The 15659-nt window shown below is 72.5% G+C and carries 13 protein-coding genes; 6 read left to right on the top strand and 7 right to left on the bottom strand.

Going from position 1 to position 15659, the window contains the following annotated elements; genetic code table 11:
- Positions 1 to 3: 3 nt before the first annotated feature.
- Together rapZ and uvrC are read right to left on the bottom strand one after the other, a co-directional pair.
- On the bottom strand, positions 4 to 1047 hold the full coding sequence (gene rapZ / locus ACH4D3_RS38930; RefSeq protein WP_398332515.1) for an RNase adapter RapZ: 1044 nt from the start codon (positions 1045 to 1047) through the stop codon (positions 4 to 6).
- A complete protein-coding gene (uvrC, locus tag ACH4D3_RS38925) occupies positions 1044 to 3194 on the bottom strand; it encodes an excinuclease ABC subunit UvrC (RefSeq protein WP_398332514.1) in 2151 nt (716 codons plus the stop codon). Before uvrC ends, rapZ begins: the two co-directional genes overlap by 4 nt.
- Positions 3195 to 3568: 374 nt before the next feature.
- Here uvrC and ACH4D3_RS38920 point away from each other — a divergent pair, with 374 nt between their 5' ends.
- Positions 3569 to 4519 (top strand): hypothetical protein, encoded by a 951-nt coding sequence (locus ACH4D3_RS38920; RefSeq protein WP_398332513.1) that lies wholly within the window; start codon positions 3569 to 3571, stop codon positions 4517 to 4519.
- Positions 4520 to 4534: 15 nt separating this feature from the next.
- On the opposite strand, the gene ACH4D3_RS38915 is transcribed toward ACH4D3_RS38920, so the two are convergent.
- Positions 4535 to 4960: a Rieske 2Fe-2S domain-containing protein gene (locus ACH4D3_RS38915; protein WP_398332512.1), complete on the bottom strand. Its 426-nt coding sequence runs from the start codon at positions 4958 to 4960 to the stop codon at positions 4535 to 4537.
- A 267-nt stretch (positions 4961 to 5227) separates the two neighbouring features.
- Here ACH4D3_RS38915 and ACH4D3_RS38910 point away from each other — a divergent pair, with 267 nt between their 5' ends.
- Entirely contained in the window at positions 5228 to 6334 is a 1107-nt protein-coding gene (locus tag ACH4D3_RS38910) for a LacI family DNA-binding transcriptional regulator (RefSeq protein ID WP_398332511.1), read from the top strand.
- Positions 6331 to 7239, top strand: a complete 909-nt coding sequence (locus ACH4D3_RS38905) for a carbohydrate kinase (protein WP_398332510.1) — start codon at positions 6331 to 6333, stop codon at positions 7237 to 7239. The genes ACH4D3_RS38910 and ACH4D3_RS38905 overlap by 4 nt, the downstream gene beginning before the upstream one ends.
- Before the next feature lie 16 nt (positions 7240 to 7255).
- Here ACH4D3_RS38905 and ACH4D3_RS38900 read toward each other — a convergent pair whose 3' ends face one another.
- Complete coding sequence (locus ACH4D3_RS38900; protein WP_398332509.1) at positions 7256 to 8119, bottom strand: helix-turn-helix domain-containing protein; 864 nt, start codon at positions 8117 to 8119, stop codon at positions 7256 to 7258.
- 102 nt (positions 8120 to 8221) lie between these two features.
- On the opposite strand from ACH4D3_RS38900, the gene ACH4D3_RS38895 reads away from it, so the two are divergent.
- Positions 8222 to 8782 (top strand): YceI family protein, encoded by a 561-nt coding sequence (locus ACH4D3_RS38895; RefSeq protein WP_398332508.1) that lies wholly within the window; start codon positions 8222 to 8224, stop codon positions 8780 to 8782.
- Between the two features lie 66 nt (positions 8783 to 8848).
- Here ACH4D3_RS38895 and uvrA read toward each other — a convergent pair whose 3' ends face one another.
- The gene (gene uvrA, locus ACH4D3_RS38890) at positions 8849 to 11905 is read right to left on the bottom strand and encodes an excinuclease ABC subunit UvrA (protein ID WP_398332507.1); all 3057 of its coding nucleotides are present in this window, start codon (positions 11903 to 11905) and stop codon (positions 8849 to 8851) included.
- Positions 11906 to 12128: 223 nt separating this feature from the next.
- Between uvrA and ACH4D3_RS38885 the strand changes: the two genes are divergently transcribed.
- Positions 12129 to 12815: a maleylpyruvate isomerase family mycothiol-dependent enzyme gene (locus tag ACH4D3_RS38885; RefSeq protein WP_398332506.1), complete on the top strand. Its 687-nt coding sequence runs from the start codon at positions 12129 to 12131 to the stop codon at positions 12813 to 12815.
- A gap of 60 nt (positions 12816 to 12875) precedes the next feature.
- A complete protein-coding gene (locus ACH4D3_RS38880) occupies positions 12876 to 13532 on the top strand; it encodes an MBL fold metallo-hydrolase (RefSeq protein WP_398332505.1) in 657 nt (218 codons plus the stop codon).
- 209 nt (positions 13533 to 13741) lie between these two features.
- Here the strand turns inward: ACH4D3_RS38880 and aroQ are convergent, their stop codons facing one another.
- Positions 13742 to 14215: a type II 3-dehydroquinate dehydratase gene (aroQ, locus tag ACH4D3_RS38875; protein ID WP_003976858.1), complete on the bottom strand. Its 474-nt coding sequence runs from the start codon at positions 14213 to 14215 to the stop codon at positions 13742 to 13744.
- Between the two features lie 89 nt (positions 14216 to 14304).
- A complete protein-coding gene (locus ACH4D3_RS38870; protein ID WP_398332504.1) occupies positions 14305 to 15405 on the bottom strand; it encodes a calcium:proton antiporter in 1101 nt (366 codons plus the stop codon).
- Positions 15406 to 15659 lie beyond the last annotated feature (254 nt).

The raw sequence follows: 15659 nt of genomic DNA, 5'->3' as shown, positions 1-15659 counted from the left end.
CTGTCATTCCCGTCCCATGTCCCGGTGGACGACCACCGTCTCCACGCCCTCGGCGGCGAGCCGGGCGGCGAGCTTCTCCGACATGGCCACGGACCGGTGCTTGCCGCCCGTGCAGCCGACGGCGACGGTCACATAGCGCTTGCCCTCCCGACGGTAGCCCGCGGCGATCAGCTGGAGCAGCTCGGCATAGCGGTCGAGGAACTCCTTGGCCCCGGGCTGGTTGAGGACGTAGCTCGACACCTCCTCGTTGAGGCCGGTGAAGGGGCGCAGCTCCGGGACCCAGTGCGGGTTGGGCAGGAAGCGCATGTCGACGACGAGGTCGGCGTCGACCGGGAGGCCGTACTTGAAGCCGAAGGACATCACCGTGGCCCGCAGCTCGGGCTCCTCCTCGCCGGCGAACTGGGCGTCCATCTTGGCGCGCAGCTCGTGCACGTTGAGGCTGGAGGTGTCGATCACCAGGTCGGCGTCGCCGCGCAGCTCGCGCAGGAGCGCGCGCTCGGCGGCGATGCCGTCGACGATGCGGCCGTCGCCCTGGAGGGGGTGCGGGCGGCGCACCGACTCGAAGCGGCGCACCAGGGCGTCGTCGGAGGACTCGAGGAAGACGATCCGGCGGGTGACGCCGCGGGCGTCGAGGTCCGCGAGGGACTCGCGCAGATTGTCGAAGAAGCGCCGGCCGCGGACGTCGACGACCACCGCGATGCGGGCCACGTTGCCCTGGGAGCGGGCGCCGAGCTCGACCATGGTGGGGATCAGTGCGGGCGGCAGGTTGTCGACGACGAACCAGCCCAGGTCCTCCAGACACTTGGCGGCCGTCGAGCGGCCGGCCCCGGACATGCCGGAGATGATCACCAGCTCGGGGATGGCCGCCTCGTGCGCCCCGGCCGTTTCCTTGCCCGTACTCACCTGTGCTCCGTCGTCGCGGGTCTGTTCCCGTTCGGCTGTGCCCTGGGCCTTTTCCCGTCCCGTCGCGGGCTGCGCCTGTTCTCGCCCGGCTGCGGGCCGTGCCTGTTCTCGTTCCGCTGCGGGCCGTGCTTCGTGCTCGGTCATCTCTCCTGCCCCCGTCGTTCGTCCGGGGTGCCCGCGGACACGGGCTCCCCCGGGGCATCCGCCGTCGTCTCGGGTGCCCCGTCGTCGTCATCCATGATCTCTCCGGTCGCCGTGTTCACGGCGGGCGCGGCCGGGGTGGCCCCGGCGAGGGCCACGGCGACGGTCTCGGCCGTCTTGCGGCCTATGCCAGGCACCTCGCAGATCTGGTCGATGGTCGCCGACCGCAGCTTCTTCACCGAACCGAAGTGTTTGATCAGCGCCTGTTTCCGGGTCTCCCCCAGGCCGGGCACGTCGTCCAGCGGACTGGAGCGGAAGCGCTTGGCGCGCTTGGCGCGCTGGTAGGTGATCGCGAAGCGGTGGGCCTCGTCGCGGACCCGCTGCAGCAGGTAGAGGCCCTCGCTGGTACGGGGCAGGACGACCGGGTCGTCCTCGCGGGGCAGCCAGACCTCCTCCAGGCGCTTGGCGAGACCGCACACGGCGATGTCGTCGATGCCCAGCTCGTCCAGCGCCCGCTGGGCGGCCGCGACCTGCGGCTGGCCTCCGTCGACGACGATGAGCTGCGGCGGGTAGGCGAAGCGCTTGGGCCGGCCGTCGTCGTCCTTGAGCGCGGGGCCGTCCGTGAGCTGCTGCCCGTCCGTGAGCCCCCGCCCGTCCGCGCGTGCCGCGCCGTCGTCCGGGGCGGCGTCGCCGTTCGGGTGCCGGGCGTCGCCGGACAGTCCCTCGCCGTCCGCCCACTCGCCGGTCTTCTCCTTCTCGGCGAGATAGCGGCGGAAGCGGCGGGTGATGACCTCGTGCATGGAACGGACGTCGTCCTGTCCCTCGAAGCCCTTGATCTGGAACCGCCGGTATTCGCTCTTCCGGGCCAGTCCGTCCTCGAAGACGACCATGGAGGCCACGACGTCGTCCCCCTGGAGGTGCGAGATGTCGTAGCACTCGATCCTGAGCGGTGCGCTGTCCAGGTCGAGGGCCTCGGCGATCTCCTCCAGCGCGCGCGAGCGCGTCGTCAGGTCGGAGGCGCGCTTGGTCTTGTGCAGGACGAGGGCCTGCTGGGCATTGCGCTGGACGGTCTCCATCAGCGCCTTCTTGTCGCCGCGCTGCGGGATGCGCAGCGACACCCCAGACCCGCGGCGCTCGGTCAGCCACTGCTGGACGGGCTCGACCGGGTCGGGCAGGGCGGGGACCAGGACCTCCTTGGGGACGGCGTCCCCGCTCTCCTCGCCGTACAGCTGCTGGAGGGCGTGCTCGACGAGGGCGCCGGTGGTGATCTCCTCCACCTTGTCGGTGACCCAGCCGCGCTGACCGCGCACGCGTCCGCCGCGCACGTGGAAGATCTGGACGGCCGCTTCCAGCTCGTCCTCGGCGACCGCGATCAGGTCGGCGTCGGTGGCGTCGGCGAGGACGACCGCGCTCTTCTCCATGGCCTTCTTGAGGGCTCCGATGTCGTCCCGCAGGCGCGCCGCCCGCTCGTACTCCATCTCCTCGGCCGCCTCGGCCATCTGCCGCTCCAGGCGGCGCAGGTAGGTGCCGGTGCGACCGGCCATGAAGTCGCAGAACTCGTCGGCCAGGTCCCGGTGGTCGTCGGGGGTGATGCGGCCGACGCAGGGCGCCGAGCACTTGCCGATGTAGCCGAGCAGACAGGGGCGGCCGGTGCGGGCGGCGTTCTTGAAGACGCCCGCGGAGCAGGTGCGCACCGGGAAGACGCGCAGCAGGAGGTCGACCGTGTCGCGGATCGCCCAGGCGTGCCCGTACGGCCCGAAGTAGCGCACGCCCTTCTTCTTCTGGCCGCGCATCACCTGGACGCGCGGGAACTCCTCGTTCATCGTCACCGCGAGGTACGGGTAGCTCTTGTCGTCGCGGTACTTGACGTTGAACCGGGGGTCGTACTCCTTGATCCAGGAGTACTCCAGCTGGAGCGCCTCGACCTCGGTGGACACCACCGTCCATTCCACGGACGCGGCCGTGGTGACCATGGTGCGGGTGCGCGGGTGCAGGTGCGCCAGGTCCTGGAAGTAGTTCGCCAGGCGCTGGCGCAGGCTCTTCGCCTTTCCGACGTAGATCACCCGGCGGTGCTCGTCACGGAACCTGTACACCCCCGGGGAGTCCGGGATCTCTCCCGGCCTGGGGCGGTAGCTGGAGGGGTCGGCCATGACTCACACCCTACTGGCGCGGGCCGACACTCCGGCGGGCCTGTGGACGACGGGCCGGGCCCTCGTGGACGACGGGCCGGGCCCCTGTGGACAGCCGGCGGGAGAGGCCGGGGAAGACGGTGCGGGGCCGGTCGGTCACGGTGAGTGGCCCCTTGGACCGCGGGCCCGTGCGTTCTCGGCCAGGAGCGGGTGGCGGTCGGGCGCCAGGTGTTGTCGGGACTAGGTCAACACGCTTCAATGCGGGGGGACTCGGGGCCCTGAAGCGCGGCGTACGGATGTGAAGACCTCTGCGCCGCGACGGGGGGCGGGCGGCCCCGGGCGATCCGTGTCGACGGCCTGACCAGCCGCCGTGAACTTCACAGAAGGGCCCCTGCATGCCGCACGCCACACAGCACGCGGACGTCGCCACCGCGCAACTCGACTCGGCCCTGCGCGGTGGTCCCTTCCACGTCGCGTTGCGGGCGGCGATCGCCGCCCGCGGACTGCCGCTGCAGCGCGTGCAGCACCATCTGTCGCGCCACGGGGTGAAGGTGGGCGTCACGAGTCTGAGCTACTGGCAGCAGGGTGCCCGCCGTCCGCAGCGTCCGGAGTCCCTGCGGGCGGTGCGGGCCCTGGAAGAGATACTCCAGCTGCCCGAGGAGTCGCTGATACGCCTGCTCGCCGAGGCCGACGCGGAGCCCGCGGAGCGACGGCCCGCGGGCCGCTCCTACCGTGCCCACCTGGCGGCGTCGGGCGTCCTGGACCAGCTGCTGACCGAACTGGAACACCCGTCGCCGGACGGCGGGGTGCACACCCTGGGGCACCACGAACGGATCCGGATCGGCCCCCGCCGTGAGCTGGCGGGACGCGAGTCGCACCTCATCGTCCGCGCCCACCGCGACGGCGTGGACCGCTTCGTCGCGGTCCACTACGGCGATCCGGGATGCGTTCCCGCGCGGATGACCGTCCACGCGCTGGAGAACTGCCGCACCGGCCGTGTCCGCACCCACCAGGAGACCGGTGTGCTCGTCACCGAGCTGCTCTTCGACACGCGGCTGGGGGCGGGCGACACCCATCTCTTCCGCTACGGCGTCGAGGACGCCACGGCCGGTGTGTCGCGCGAGTACGTCCGCGGGTTCGATACGGCGGGCGGGCAGTACGCGCTCCAGGTGCGGTTCGACGCCGCGGCACTTCCGGTGCGCTGCCACCGCTTCACGCAGCACTCTCCGGCGGCCCCGCGCGGCGGCCGGCAGGAGCTGGTGCTCAGCGGGCAGCACCACTCGGTGCACCTCGTGGAGCCGCGGGTCAGGTCGGGGATGCTGGGGATCGGCTGGGACTGGGAGTAGCGGCCCGCCGGCCGGTCAGGTCCCCGGGCTCGCGACGATCCTGCCCTGCTTCACCTCGACGGGCAGTTCGACGAGCGGCACGGTCGCCGGGGCGTGCAGCACCTCGCCGGTACGGGCGTCGAACTCGCTGCCGTGGCAGTCGCAGACGAGCTTGGTCCCCGCCAGCTTCTTGATCGGGCACCCCGCGTGCGTGCACACCGTGCTGAACGCCTTCAGGGAGCCGTCCGCGGCCCGGCTGACCACCACGTTCCCGTCCGGGAAGAGCTTCGTCGCGCCCTTGGCGACGTCTGTGTCCGCGCCGAGGTCCACGGGCGCGGTCGGCCTGGCCGGCGCGGCACCGTCGTCGCCCGGGGAGCAGGCGGCCAGGCCGAGCCCGGCGACGGGCGCGGCGGCCGCCGAACGCAGGACGGTACGGCGGCTCGGGGCGGGACGGCCGGGCATGGGATCTCCACTGGTCGGGGCGGGCAGGGCCGGGGGTGTGCGGGTGCAGGGCGACGATATCCGGCGGCCCGGGCAGCTCCGAGGGCCGGGTGGCCCGGGGCGGGGGTATCCGGCGAGGCCTTCGCCCCCGGGCCGAAGGTCTCCGCCCAGACCTTCGCCGAGGCCTTCGCCGAAGGCCGCGTAAACGCTTGCGCAAGCGTTTACGCGACCCGGCGGCATGGGGTACGGTCCGGCCACAGCGCGACCGCAAGCGAAGGGGGTACGCCGGTGGCGACCATGGCCGATGTGGCGCGGAGTGCCGGGGTCTCGGTGGCGACCGTCTCGCACGTGCTCAACGACACCCGTCCGGTGCTGCCGCACACCCGCCGGGCGGTGCTGGACGCCGTCGAGGAACTGGGCTACACCCCGAACACCCTCGCCCGCTCCCTGGTGACCTCCCGTACCCGCTCCATCGGGCTCGCGGTGTCGGCCATCAGCAACCCGTACTTCACGGAGATCCTCCAGGGCGTCGAGGCCAGTGCCCTGGAACACGGTTACAGCCTGCTCATCGCCGATCCGCACGACGACCCCGCGCACGAACGCACAGTCGTCCAGCTGCTGCACGAGCGACGCGTGGACGGCATGATCGTCGCGCCGTCCGCCGAGCCCCGGGAACTCGTCGCCTACCTCACCCGCCACCGGGTGCCGGCCGTGTTCCTCGACCGGATCGTGGACGTGCCGGAGGGCGAGGACGCCCCGCGCTTCGACCAGGTCGGCGCCGAGGGCGCCGAGCCGACGACCGGCCTGATGGACCATCTCGCCGGGCTGGGCCACCGCCGGATCGGGCTGGTCGCGGGCCGGCCGGGGCTCAGCACGACCCGCGAGCGGATCACCGGGTACCGGCATGGCCTCGCCGCCGCCGGGCTGCCCTTCGACGAGCGGCTGCTGGTCCACGGCGACTCCGAGGCCGCGGGCGGCGAACGGGCCACGGCGGACCTGCTGTCCCTGGCGGTGCCGCCCACCGCGCTGGTCACCGCCAACAACGCGATGACCATCGGCGCCCTGCGCGCCCTGCGGGGCCGGGGCCTGTCGGTACCCGGTGACCTCGCCCTGTGCTGCTTCGACGACTTCGCCTGGGCGGACCTCTTCTCCCCCCGGCTCACCGCCGTCGCCCAGCCCAGCAGGGACATCGGGGCGCAGGCCGTCCGCCTGCTCCTCGACCGCCTCGCCGCGCCGGACCGGCCCGCGCGGACCCTGCGACTGCCCTGCACGTTCGTCCACCGCGGCTCGTGCGGCTGCGCCGAGCGGCCCGGACCGCTCTCGGAGAAGTCCGGGCACGTCTGCGGACCGTCCGGGGAAGCCCACGCCAAGGCCCACGAAAGGACCCTCCCGTGATCGTCGTCGCCGGTGAGGCACTGATCGACCTGGTACCGCAGGGCACGGGCGCCCTCGCCGCGCTGCGGCCCGCGCTCGGCGGCGGTCCGTACAACACGGCCGTCGCGCTGGGCCGCCTCGGCTCCCCCGCCGCGTTCTGCTCCCGGGTGTCGTACGACGGCTTCGGCGAGGCGCTGCTCGACCGGCTACGGGAGACCGGTGTCGACGCCTCCCCGGTGCAGCGCGGGGCCGAGCCGACGACCCTCGCCGTGGCGTCGCTCGACGCGGACGGCTCGGCCGCGTACTCCTTCTACGTGGACGGAACGGCCGACCGGATGTTCGCGCTGCCCGCCGCGCTGCCGTCCGGCACCCGGGCCGTCTCCTTCGGGACCTGTTCGCTGGTGCTGGAGCCGGGCGCGAGCGCGTACGAGGAACTGTTGCGCGAGACGGCCGCGCGGGGTGTGTTCACCGCGCTGGACCCGAACATCCGGGCCGGGCTGATCCCGGACCCGGACGCCTACCGGGCGCGGTTCAAGAGCTGGCTGCCGTCGGTGTCCCTGCTGAAACTGTCCGCCGAGGACGCCGAGTGGCTCGGCGGCACGCCCCGGGAGTGGCTCGCGGCGGGACCGGCCGCGGTGGTGGTGACCCGGGGCGGCGCCGGTCTGACGGCCTTCACCCGGGACGGGGGCGAGTACACCGTGCCGGGTGAGCGCGTCGAGGTGGTGGACACGATCGGCGCGGGCGACACGGTGAACGCGGCGCTCCTGCACGGCCTCGCGGCGCGGGACGCTCTCGGCGACGCGGACCTGGCCGCCCTGGGTCCGGACGGCTGGGCCGGGCTGCTGGGCTTCGCCGCCCGCGCCGCCGCGGTCACCTGTTCGCGTGCGGGCGCGGAACCGCCGTACGCCCACGAGGTCGCCGTCTGACGGAAACCGGCCGCTGTCAGACCGCCGGGCGGACGGCCCGCAGGGCGCCGGGGCGGCGGCCGTTCAGCCGGTCGAGGGCGGCTGCCGTGGCGTCGTCCGCAGGCAGGAGCACGACGATCCGCCGGCCGTCCTCGGGCAGCGAGAGCGTCTCGTGCAGCAGCCGCAACGGTCCGGCCTCGGGGTGTTCCATGAGCTGGGCTCCGGCCCGCCGGGCCGCCGCGCCGAGGTCGGAGAACCGGTCGCTGAAGGCCGCCCCCGCCGTCAGCGTCAGCTCCTCGGCCAGGTCGCTCACGTACGGGTCCCGCAGCGGAGCCTCCTGCCGGAGCTGGGCGACCAGGTCGTCGGCCACCCGGTCCCAGTCGGGGTACGCGTCGCGCGCACGCGCGTCGGTGAACAGATACCGCAGCAGGTTGGGCCGCTCGGTGTCCAGCAGTCCGATCGGTCCCGCCAGCCGGGCGTAACCGTCGGTGTGGGCGAGGACGTCACCGACCCAGTCGAGCACCAGGGCGGGAGCGGGCTCCATCCGGTCCAGCACGGCCCGCACCGTGGGGCGCACGCCGCTGGTCCGCGACGGGGCCTCGGCGCACAGCAGCGGATCGCCGCCCTCGACCTCCTTGGTCAGGCGGCGCAGCAGCATCCGCTCCCGCAGGGACAGCTTCAGCGCGTCGGCGAGGGCGCCGAGCACCTGGACGGACGGGTTGCGGTCGCGCCCCTGTTCCAGCCGGGTGAGGTACTCGACGCTGACGCCGGCGAGCGTGGCCAGTTCGGCGCGGCGCAGACCCGGGGTACGGCGGCGGGTGCCGGCGGGGAGTCCCACCTCTGCCGGGGTGACGGACTCCCGCATCCGGCGCAGGAACGTGCCCAGCTCGTTGTCACTCACGTCTTCGAACGTACCAACGCGCGCGGACGAAAGGGTGGCCCTGCCACTACCACGCTCGGGCCGGTCTCCCACCGCGGGCGCTCCGCCCGCAGGGTGGACGGCATGACGAACGACATCCGTACCCCTTCCGCCGCCCTGCCCATCGCGCCCGGTGCGTGGGTGCTCGACCCGTTCCACTCCTCCGTGAACTTCACCATCCGCCACCTCGGCATCGCCAAGGTCCGGGGCCGTTTCACGGGGTTCGACACCGAGCTGCACGTCGGTCGGACCGCCGAGGAGATCCGGGTGTCCGCGACGGTCGACCTGGCCTCCATCGACACCGGGAACGCCGATCGCGACGCGCACGTACGCGCCTCCGACCTGCTCGACGTGGCGAAGCGGCCGACGATGGCCTTCCGCTCGACCCGGGTGTCGGGGGCGGGCGAGGACTGGACCATGGAGGGCGAGCTGACGATCGGCGACGTGACGCGTCCGGTGACGCTGGCCGTGGAGTTCGGCGGGCTGGTGGACGTCCCGATGGAGGGCGCCGGCCGGCACGCCGGGTTCGAGGCCACGGGTGAGATCCGGCGCGGCGAGTACGGCCTGGACTTCGCGCCGGGGCTGCTCGGAGAGGTCGTGAAGATCCAGCTCGACATGCAGTTCGTGGAGCCCGCCGGCGCCTGAGTGTCCGGCCGCGCGGACGGCGCAGGGCCCCACGGGACGATCCCGTGGGGCCCTGCGCCGTCGGACTCAGGCCTTGCTCGTCCGCGTGGTCTTCTTCGCGGCGGGCTTGGCGGCCTTCTTGGCCACTGTCTTGGCCGCTGTCTTGGCCGTCTTGGTGGCCGTCGCCTTCTTGGCCGCCGTGCTCGTGACCGTCTTCGTGGCGGTCTTCTTGGCGGTGGCCTTGGTCGCCACCGTCTTCGCGGCCTTGCGCGGCCTGGTCACGGGGGCGGCGTCGCTGACCCGGTCGGCGCCCAGGACGTCCCGCAGGAACTTGCCGGTGTGGCTGGCGGGGACGCCCGCGACCTGCTCGGGGGTGCCCTCGGCGACCACCAGGCCGCCACCGGCGCCGCCCTCGGGGCCCATGTCGACGACCCAGTCGGCGGTCTTGATCACGTCGAGGTTGTGCTCGATGACGATGACCGTGTTGCCCTTGTCGACCAGGCCGCCGAGGACGGTCAGCAGCTTGCTGATGTCCTCGAAGTGCAGACCGGTGGTCGGCTCGTCCAGCACGTAGACCGTGCGCCCGGTGGAGCGGCGCTGCAGCTCGCTGGCGAGCTTGACGCGCTGCGCCTCGCCGCCGGACAGGGTGGTCGCGGACTGGCCGAGCCGGACGTAGCCGAGGCCGACGTCCTTGAGGGTCTTCATGTGCCGGGAGATGGCGGGGACCGCCTCGAAGAAGTCGGTCGCCTCCTCGATCGGCATGTTCAGCACGTCGGCGATGGACTTGCCCTTGTAGTGGACCTCCAGGGTCTCCCGGTTGTACCGGGCACCGTGGCAGACCTCGCACGGGACGTAGACGTCCGGGAGGAAGTTCATCTCAATCTTGATGGTGCCGTCGCCCGCGCAGTTCTCGCAGCGGCCGCCCTTGACGTTGAAGGAGAACCGGCCGGGCAGGTAGCCCCGGACCTTCGCCTCCGTCGTCTCGGCGAACAGCTTGCGGACGTGGTCGAAGACGCCGGTGTACGTCGCCGGGTTCGATCGCGGGGTGCGGCCGATGGGCGACTGGTCGACGTGGACGACCTTGTCGACGAGGTCGTCGCCGTCCACGCGCGTGTGCCTGCCCGGGACATTGCGCGCGCCGTTCAGCTCGCGGGCCAGGTGGGTGTACAGGATGTCGTTGACCAGGGTCGACTTGCCCGAGCCGGAGACGCCCGTGACGGCCGTGAAGACGCCCAGCGGGAAGGACACGTCGATGTCCTGGAGGTTGTTCTCCCGGGCGCCGTGCACGGTGAGCTGCCGGGAGGGGTCCTGCGGGCGCCTGATGTCGGGCAGCGGGATGGCCTTGCGCCCGGACAGGTACAGGCCGGTCTGCGACTCGGCGTTGTCGAGCAGCTCCTTGACGGATCCGCTGTGCACCACCTTGCCGCCGTGCTCGCCCGCGCCGGGGCCGATGTCGACGATCCAGTCGGCGACCTTGATGGTGTCCTCGTCGTGCTCGACGACGATCAGGGTGTTGCCCATGTCCCGGAGCCGGACGAGGGTCTCGATCAGCCGGTGGTTGTCGCGCTGGTGCAGGCCGATGGACGGCTCGTCGAGGACGTACAGCACGCCGACGAGTCCGGAACCGATCTGGGTGGCCAGCCGGATGCGCTGGGCCTCGCCGCCGGAGAGGGTGCCCGCCGCGCGGTTCAGCGAGAGGTAGTCCAGGCCTACGTCGACCAGGAAGCGCAGCCGCTCGTTGACCTCCTTCAGCACGCGCTCGGCGATCTTCTTGTCCCGGGCGTTCAGGGTCAGCTCGCCCAGGAAGTCCGCGCAGTCGCTGATGGACATCGCCGAGACCTCGGCGATCGACTTGCCCATGACGGTGACCGCGAGGACGAGGGGCTTGAGGCGGGTGCCCTCACAGGTGGGGCAGGGCACCTCGCGCATGTAGCCCTCGAAGCGCTCGCGGCTGGCGTCGCTCTCCGCCTCGCTGTGCCGGCGCTTGACGAAGGGGATCGCGCCCTCGAAGGCCGTGGTGTACCGGCGCTCGCGGCCGTACCGGTTGCGGTAGCGGACCTCGACCTGGGTCTTGTGGCCGTACAGCAGGGCCTTGCGGGCGCGCAGCGGCAGGCCCGCGAAGGGGATGTCCGTACGGAAGCCGAGCGCGTCCGCGAGGGCGCCGATCAGGCGGCCGAAGTAGTCCTTGGTGTGCCCGTGCGACCAGGGGTGGATGGCGCCCTCGTCGAGGGACTTGTCCTCGTCGGGGACGATCAGCTCCGGGTCGACCTCCATGCGGGTGCCGATGCCGGAGCAGTCGGGGCAGGCGCCGAAGGGCGAGTTGAAGGAGAAGGAGCGGGGCTCCAGCTCCTCGAAGGACAGGTCGTCGTAGGGGCAGTACAGGTGCTCCGAGTACATGCGCTCGCGCTCGGGGTCGTCCTCGGGGAGGTCGACGAAGTCGAGCACGACCATGCCGCCGGACAGGCCGAGCGCGGTCTCCACGGAGTCGGTCAGGCGCCGCTTGGCGGAGTCCTTCACCGTGAGGCGGTCGACGACCACCTCGATGGTGTGCTTCTCCTGCTTCTTCAGCGTGGGCGGATTGGACAGCTGGACGGTCTCGCCGTCCACCCGCGCGCGGGAGTAGCCCTTGGTCTGGAGGTCGGCGAAGAGGTCGACGAACTCGCCCTTGCGCTCGCGCACCAGCGGCGACAGCACCTGGAAGCGGCTGCCCTCCGGCAGCTCCAGGACCTTGTCGACGATGGCCTGCGGCGACTGGCGCGAGATGGGCCGGTGGCACTCGGGGCAGTGCGGCTTGCCGATGCGGGCGAAGAGCAGGCGCAGGTAGTCGTAGACCTCGGTGATGGTGCCGACCGTGGAGCGCGGGTTGCGCGAGGTCGACTTCTGGTCGATGGAGACCGCCGGGGAGAGGCCCTCGATGAAGTCGACGTCCGGCTTGTCCATCTGGCCGAGGAACTGCCGGGCGTAGGAGGAGAGCGACTCCACGTAGCGCCGCTGGCCCTCGGCGAAGATGGTGTCGAAGGCCAGGGAGGACTTGCCCGACCCGGACAGGCCCGTGAAGACGATGAGCGAGTCACGAGGCAGGTCGAGCGAGACGTTCTTCAGGTTGTGCTCGCGCGCGCCACGGACGATGAGACGGTCGGCCACGCCGGTCCGCACCTTTCTTGAGAGAAGTGACAGGGGCGGGGCCCCCGTCTTTCTCAGACTAGGGGGAGCCACTGACAACGCCGGTCGGATTCACCGGTTGTCAACAAACCCCGACTTCCCAGCATGCCCGACGCCGCAGTCGAGCTTATAGCACGTGCATTCGATTTACGGGGGTCGGCCACAACCTTCACCCGAAGGTGTGGTGCGGTCTAGGGTCAGCAGCATGATTGATCACGCTCATGACCTGGCGTCTGTACGTGACGCTACCGAGCGGCTGCTGACCGCGGTCGGGAAACTGGACAACGCGTCCGTGACGGAGTCGTCACGGCTGCCCGGCTGGAGCCGCGGTCACGTCCTCGCCCACCTCGCCCGCAACGCCGACGCCCTCGTGAACGTCCTCGAAGGACGCCCCATGTACGTCTCCGGCGAGGCCCGGGACGCCGACATCGAGCGGGACGCCCCGCGCCTCCTCGGCGCCCAGCTCGCGGACGTGCGCGAGAGCGCCGCCCGGTTCCAGGACGCCGGTGCCGCCCCCGCGGACTGGTCGCGCACGGTGGAGCTGCGCAACGGGGTCACGGACTCGGCCTCCCGGGTGCCGTTCCGGCGGTGGGCCGAGGTGGAGCTGCACCACGTGGACCTGGGCATCGGCTACGAGCTGGAGGACCTTCCGGCGGAGTTCACCGAGCGGGAGACCGACTTCCTCGCCGCCCGGTTCACCGGTCACCCCGAGGTGCCGCCGACCCGGCTCACCGACGGCACGCGCGCGTGGACCACGGGACGGGAGGCGGACGCCGCCGAGGTGACCGTCACCGGCCCCCCGGCCGATCTGCTCGGCTGGCTCGCCGGCCGCCGTGCGGGCTCCGCGCTCACGGTGGAGGGCGGCACCCTGCCGGCGCTGCCTCCGCTGTAGGTCCCGGTGGTCGGGCGGGAGGCAGCCTGCGGGCCGCCTCCCGGCGCTAGGCTGGCCGTCATGACGTACAGCGGAGAGGTGACGGTCGGCGGACCCGCCGACGTGCACGAGCTCAAGGACCTGATGATCACCAAGGTCGCGGTCGGCCCGATGAACAACAACGCCTATCTGCTGCGCTGCCGGGCCACCGACGAGCAACTGCTGATCGACGCCGCCAACGACGCGCACACCCTGCTCGGCACGATCGGTGACGACGGCATCGGGTCGGTCGTCACCACCCACCGCCACGGCGACCACTGGCAGGCACTCGCCCAGGTCGTCGCGGCCACCGGCGCCCGCACCCACGCGGGCCGGCACGACGCCGAGGGCATCCCGGTGCCGACCGACGTCCTGGTCGACGACGGCGACACGATCCGGGTGGGGCAGGTGGAGCTCACCGCACGCCACCTCGTCGGCCACACACCGGGCTCCATCGTCCTGGTCTACGACGACCCGCACGGGCATCCCCACGTGTTCACCGGGGACTGCCTGTTCCCGGGCGGCGTGGGGAACACCTTCAAGGACCCGGAGGCCTTCGCCAGCCTCATTCACGACGTGGAGACCAAGGTCTTCGACCCGCTCCCGGACGAGGCGTGGGTCTATCCCGGACACGGCAACGACACGACGCTCGGCGCGGAGCGGCCGCACCTGCCGGAGTGGCGGGCGCGGGGCTGGTGACCGGCGGGCGGGTCAGGTGCGCGCCCGCGCCCTCCCGCCCGACGTACGCGCCCCGTGTGAAGCGTTCGCACACACCCGCGGGACGCACCCGCTCCCCGGGCAGCGGTGCGGCGCGGTCGACTGGTGGCAGCCCCGCACAGGAACGACGGCTCCTGGGCGGCACGGGCCGCCGGCCCCGATCCCCGCCCTCGGCCGGCGGCCCCGGCGCCTCAGGCCCTGGCCGAGCCCGCCCCGGCCAGGGCCGCGATCCGCTCCACACCGAAGACGTACCCCTGCACACCGCACCCCGCGACGACACCGTCGGCGCGCTGCGAGACGTAGGAGTGGTGCCGGAACGGCTCACGCTGGTGGATGTTGGAGATGTGGACCTCCACCACCGGCAGCCCGTCGCAGGTGTTGAGCGCATCCAGGATGGCGACGGACGTGTGCGAGTACGCGGCGGGGTTGATCACGATCCCGCAGTGGTTCAACCGGGCCTCGTGGATCCAGTCGACCAGTTCGCCCTCGTGGTTGGACTGCCGGAAGTCCACCGTGCCGCCGTGCGCGGCCGCCGCCTTCACGCACAGTGCCTCGACGTCGGCGAGGGTGTCGGAGCCGTAGATCTCCGGCTGGCGCTGGCCCAGCAGGTTCAGGTTGGGGCCGTTGAGGATCATGATCGGGGCGTTGGCCAGGCTGCGGGGCACGGTTCCTCCGGTCCGTGGGGGTGCGGCGGTCCCTGCGCGACCGCTGCTCGGCCCCCGGTCTATCACGGTGCGCCGGTGCCCCGTTCGGCCTACGGGTTGACGGCCAGTTCCAGGTACGCCGCGAACAGCACCAGGTGGACGCCTCCCTGCAGGGGCGTGGCCCGGCCCGGCACGACCGTCAGGGAGGCCACCACCACGGTCAGGGCGAGCAGCACCATGTGGATGGAGCTGAGGCCGAGGACCAGCGGTCCGGTGAGCCACACGGAGGCCAGGGCCACCGCGGGGATGGTCAGTCCGATGCTGGCCATGGCGGACCCGAGCGCCAGGTTCAGGCTGGTCTGGACCCGGTCGCGGCGCGCGGAACGCACCGCGGCAATGGTCTCGGGGAGCAGGACCAGCAGCGCGATGATGACGCCGACGACGGCGTGGTGGAGTCCGGCGGCCGCCACCCCGTCCTCGATGGTCGGCGACACGCCCTTCGCGAGGCCGACGACCCCGACCAGCGCCAGGCCCAGCATCCCCAGGCTGATCAGGGCCGTGCGGGAGGACGGTGCGTGGGCGTGCTCCTCGAAGGTGATCACTTCGCCCTGCCGGGTGATCGGCAGGAAGTAGTCGCGGTGCCGCACGGTCAGGGTCGCGATGAACAGGCCGTAGAGGACGAGCGAGGACAGTGCGGCGAAGGTCAGCTGCACGGTGGAGAACTCCGGGCCGGGCGCGCTGGTGGTGAAGGTCGGCAGCACCAGGCTGAGGGTGGCCAGGGTCGCCACCGTCGCCAGGGCGGCACCGGTGCCCTCCGGGTTGAACACCGCGGTCCCGTGCCGCAGGGAGGCGACCAGGAGGCTGAGTCCGACCACGCCGTTGCAGGTGATCATGACGGCCGCGAAGACCGTGTCCCGGGCCAGGGTCGCGCTCTTGTCGCCGCCGTCCACCATCAGGGTCACGATGAGCGCGACCTCGATGACCGTGACCGCGATGGCCAGGACCAGGGAGCCGAAGGGCTCGCCCACCCGGTGGGCGACCACCTCGGCATGGTGCACGGCGGCCAGGACGGAGGCCGCCAGGACGATCGTGAGCAGCGCGACCACCGCGCCGGGCAGCGAGCGGCCCCAGGTGAGGGCCAGCAGTACGACCGCGATCACGGGCGTGACGGTCGTCCACTGTGCGAGGAGCGCCCTGGGACCGGTGACCATGCGGTGATCGTCGCAGAGGGCGACGGGCGCCGCACTCCGGGTCCGGGGGCCTTCGCCCCGCCCGAGCACGCCCGGCGCACACGGGAGGAGCGGGGGGGGGGGGCCCCCCCCGCCCCCCCCCCCCCGGGGGGGGCCCCCCCCCCCGGGGGGGCCCCCCCCCCGGGGGGGGGGGGGGGGGGGGGGCCCCCCCCCCCCCCGGGGCCCCCCCCCCCCGCCGCCCGGCCCGCCCCCCCCCGCCCCCCCCCGGGGGGGAC

Origin of the sequence: Streptomyces sp. NPDC018026 (assembly GCF_044327745.1) — a bacterium.
GTDB classification, from domain to species: Bacteria; Actinomycetota; Actinomycetes; order Streptomycetales; family Streptomycetaceae; genus Streptomyces; species Streptomyces rubrogriseus.
Note: the sequence above shows the minus strand (reverse complement) of the source record. Positions and strands in the feature narration are given on the sequence as shown.

What these genes read in the sequence shown, in the direction of transcription:
- ACH4D3_RS38880 (WP_398332505.1), top strand. Translation starts at nt 12,876, where the DNA reads ATGACGTACAGCGGAGAGGTGACGGTCGGCGGACCCGCCGACGTGCAC.
- ACH4D3_RS38920 (WP_398332513.1), top strand. Translation starts at nt 3,569, where the DNA reads ATGCCGCACGCCACACAGCACGCGGACGTCGCCACCGCGCAACTCGAC.
- rapZ (WP_398332515.1), bottom strand. Translation starts at nt 1,047, where the DNA reads ATGACCGAGCACGAAGCACGGCCCGCAGCGGAACGAGAACAGGCACGG.
- ACH4D3_RS38915 (WP_398332512.1), bottom strand. Translation starts at nt 4,960, where the DNA reads ATGCCCGGCCGTCCCGCCCCGAGCCGCCGTACCGTCCTGCGTTCGGCG.
- ACH4D3_RS38885 (WP_398332506.1), top strand. Translation starts at nt 12,129, where the DNA reads ATGATTGATCACGCTCATGACCTGGCGTCTGTACGTGACGCTACCGAG.
- ACH4D3_RS38895 (WP_398332508.1), top strand. Translation starts at nt 8,222, where the DNA reads ATGACGAACGACATCCGTACCCCTTCCGCCGCCCTGCCCATCGCGCCC.
- uvrC (WP_398332514.1), bottom strand. Translation starts at nt 3,194, where the DNA reads ATGGCCGACCCCTCCAGCTACCGCCCCAGGCCGGGAGAGATCCCGGAC.
- ACH4D3_RS38870 (WP_398332504.1), bottom strand. Translation starts at nt 15,405, where the DNA reads ATGGTCACCGGTCCCAGGGCGCTCCTCGCACAGTGGACGACCGTCACG.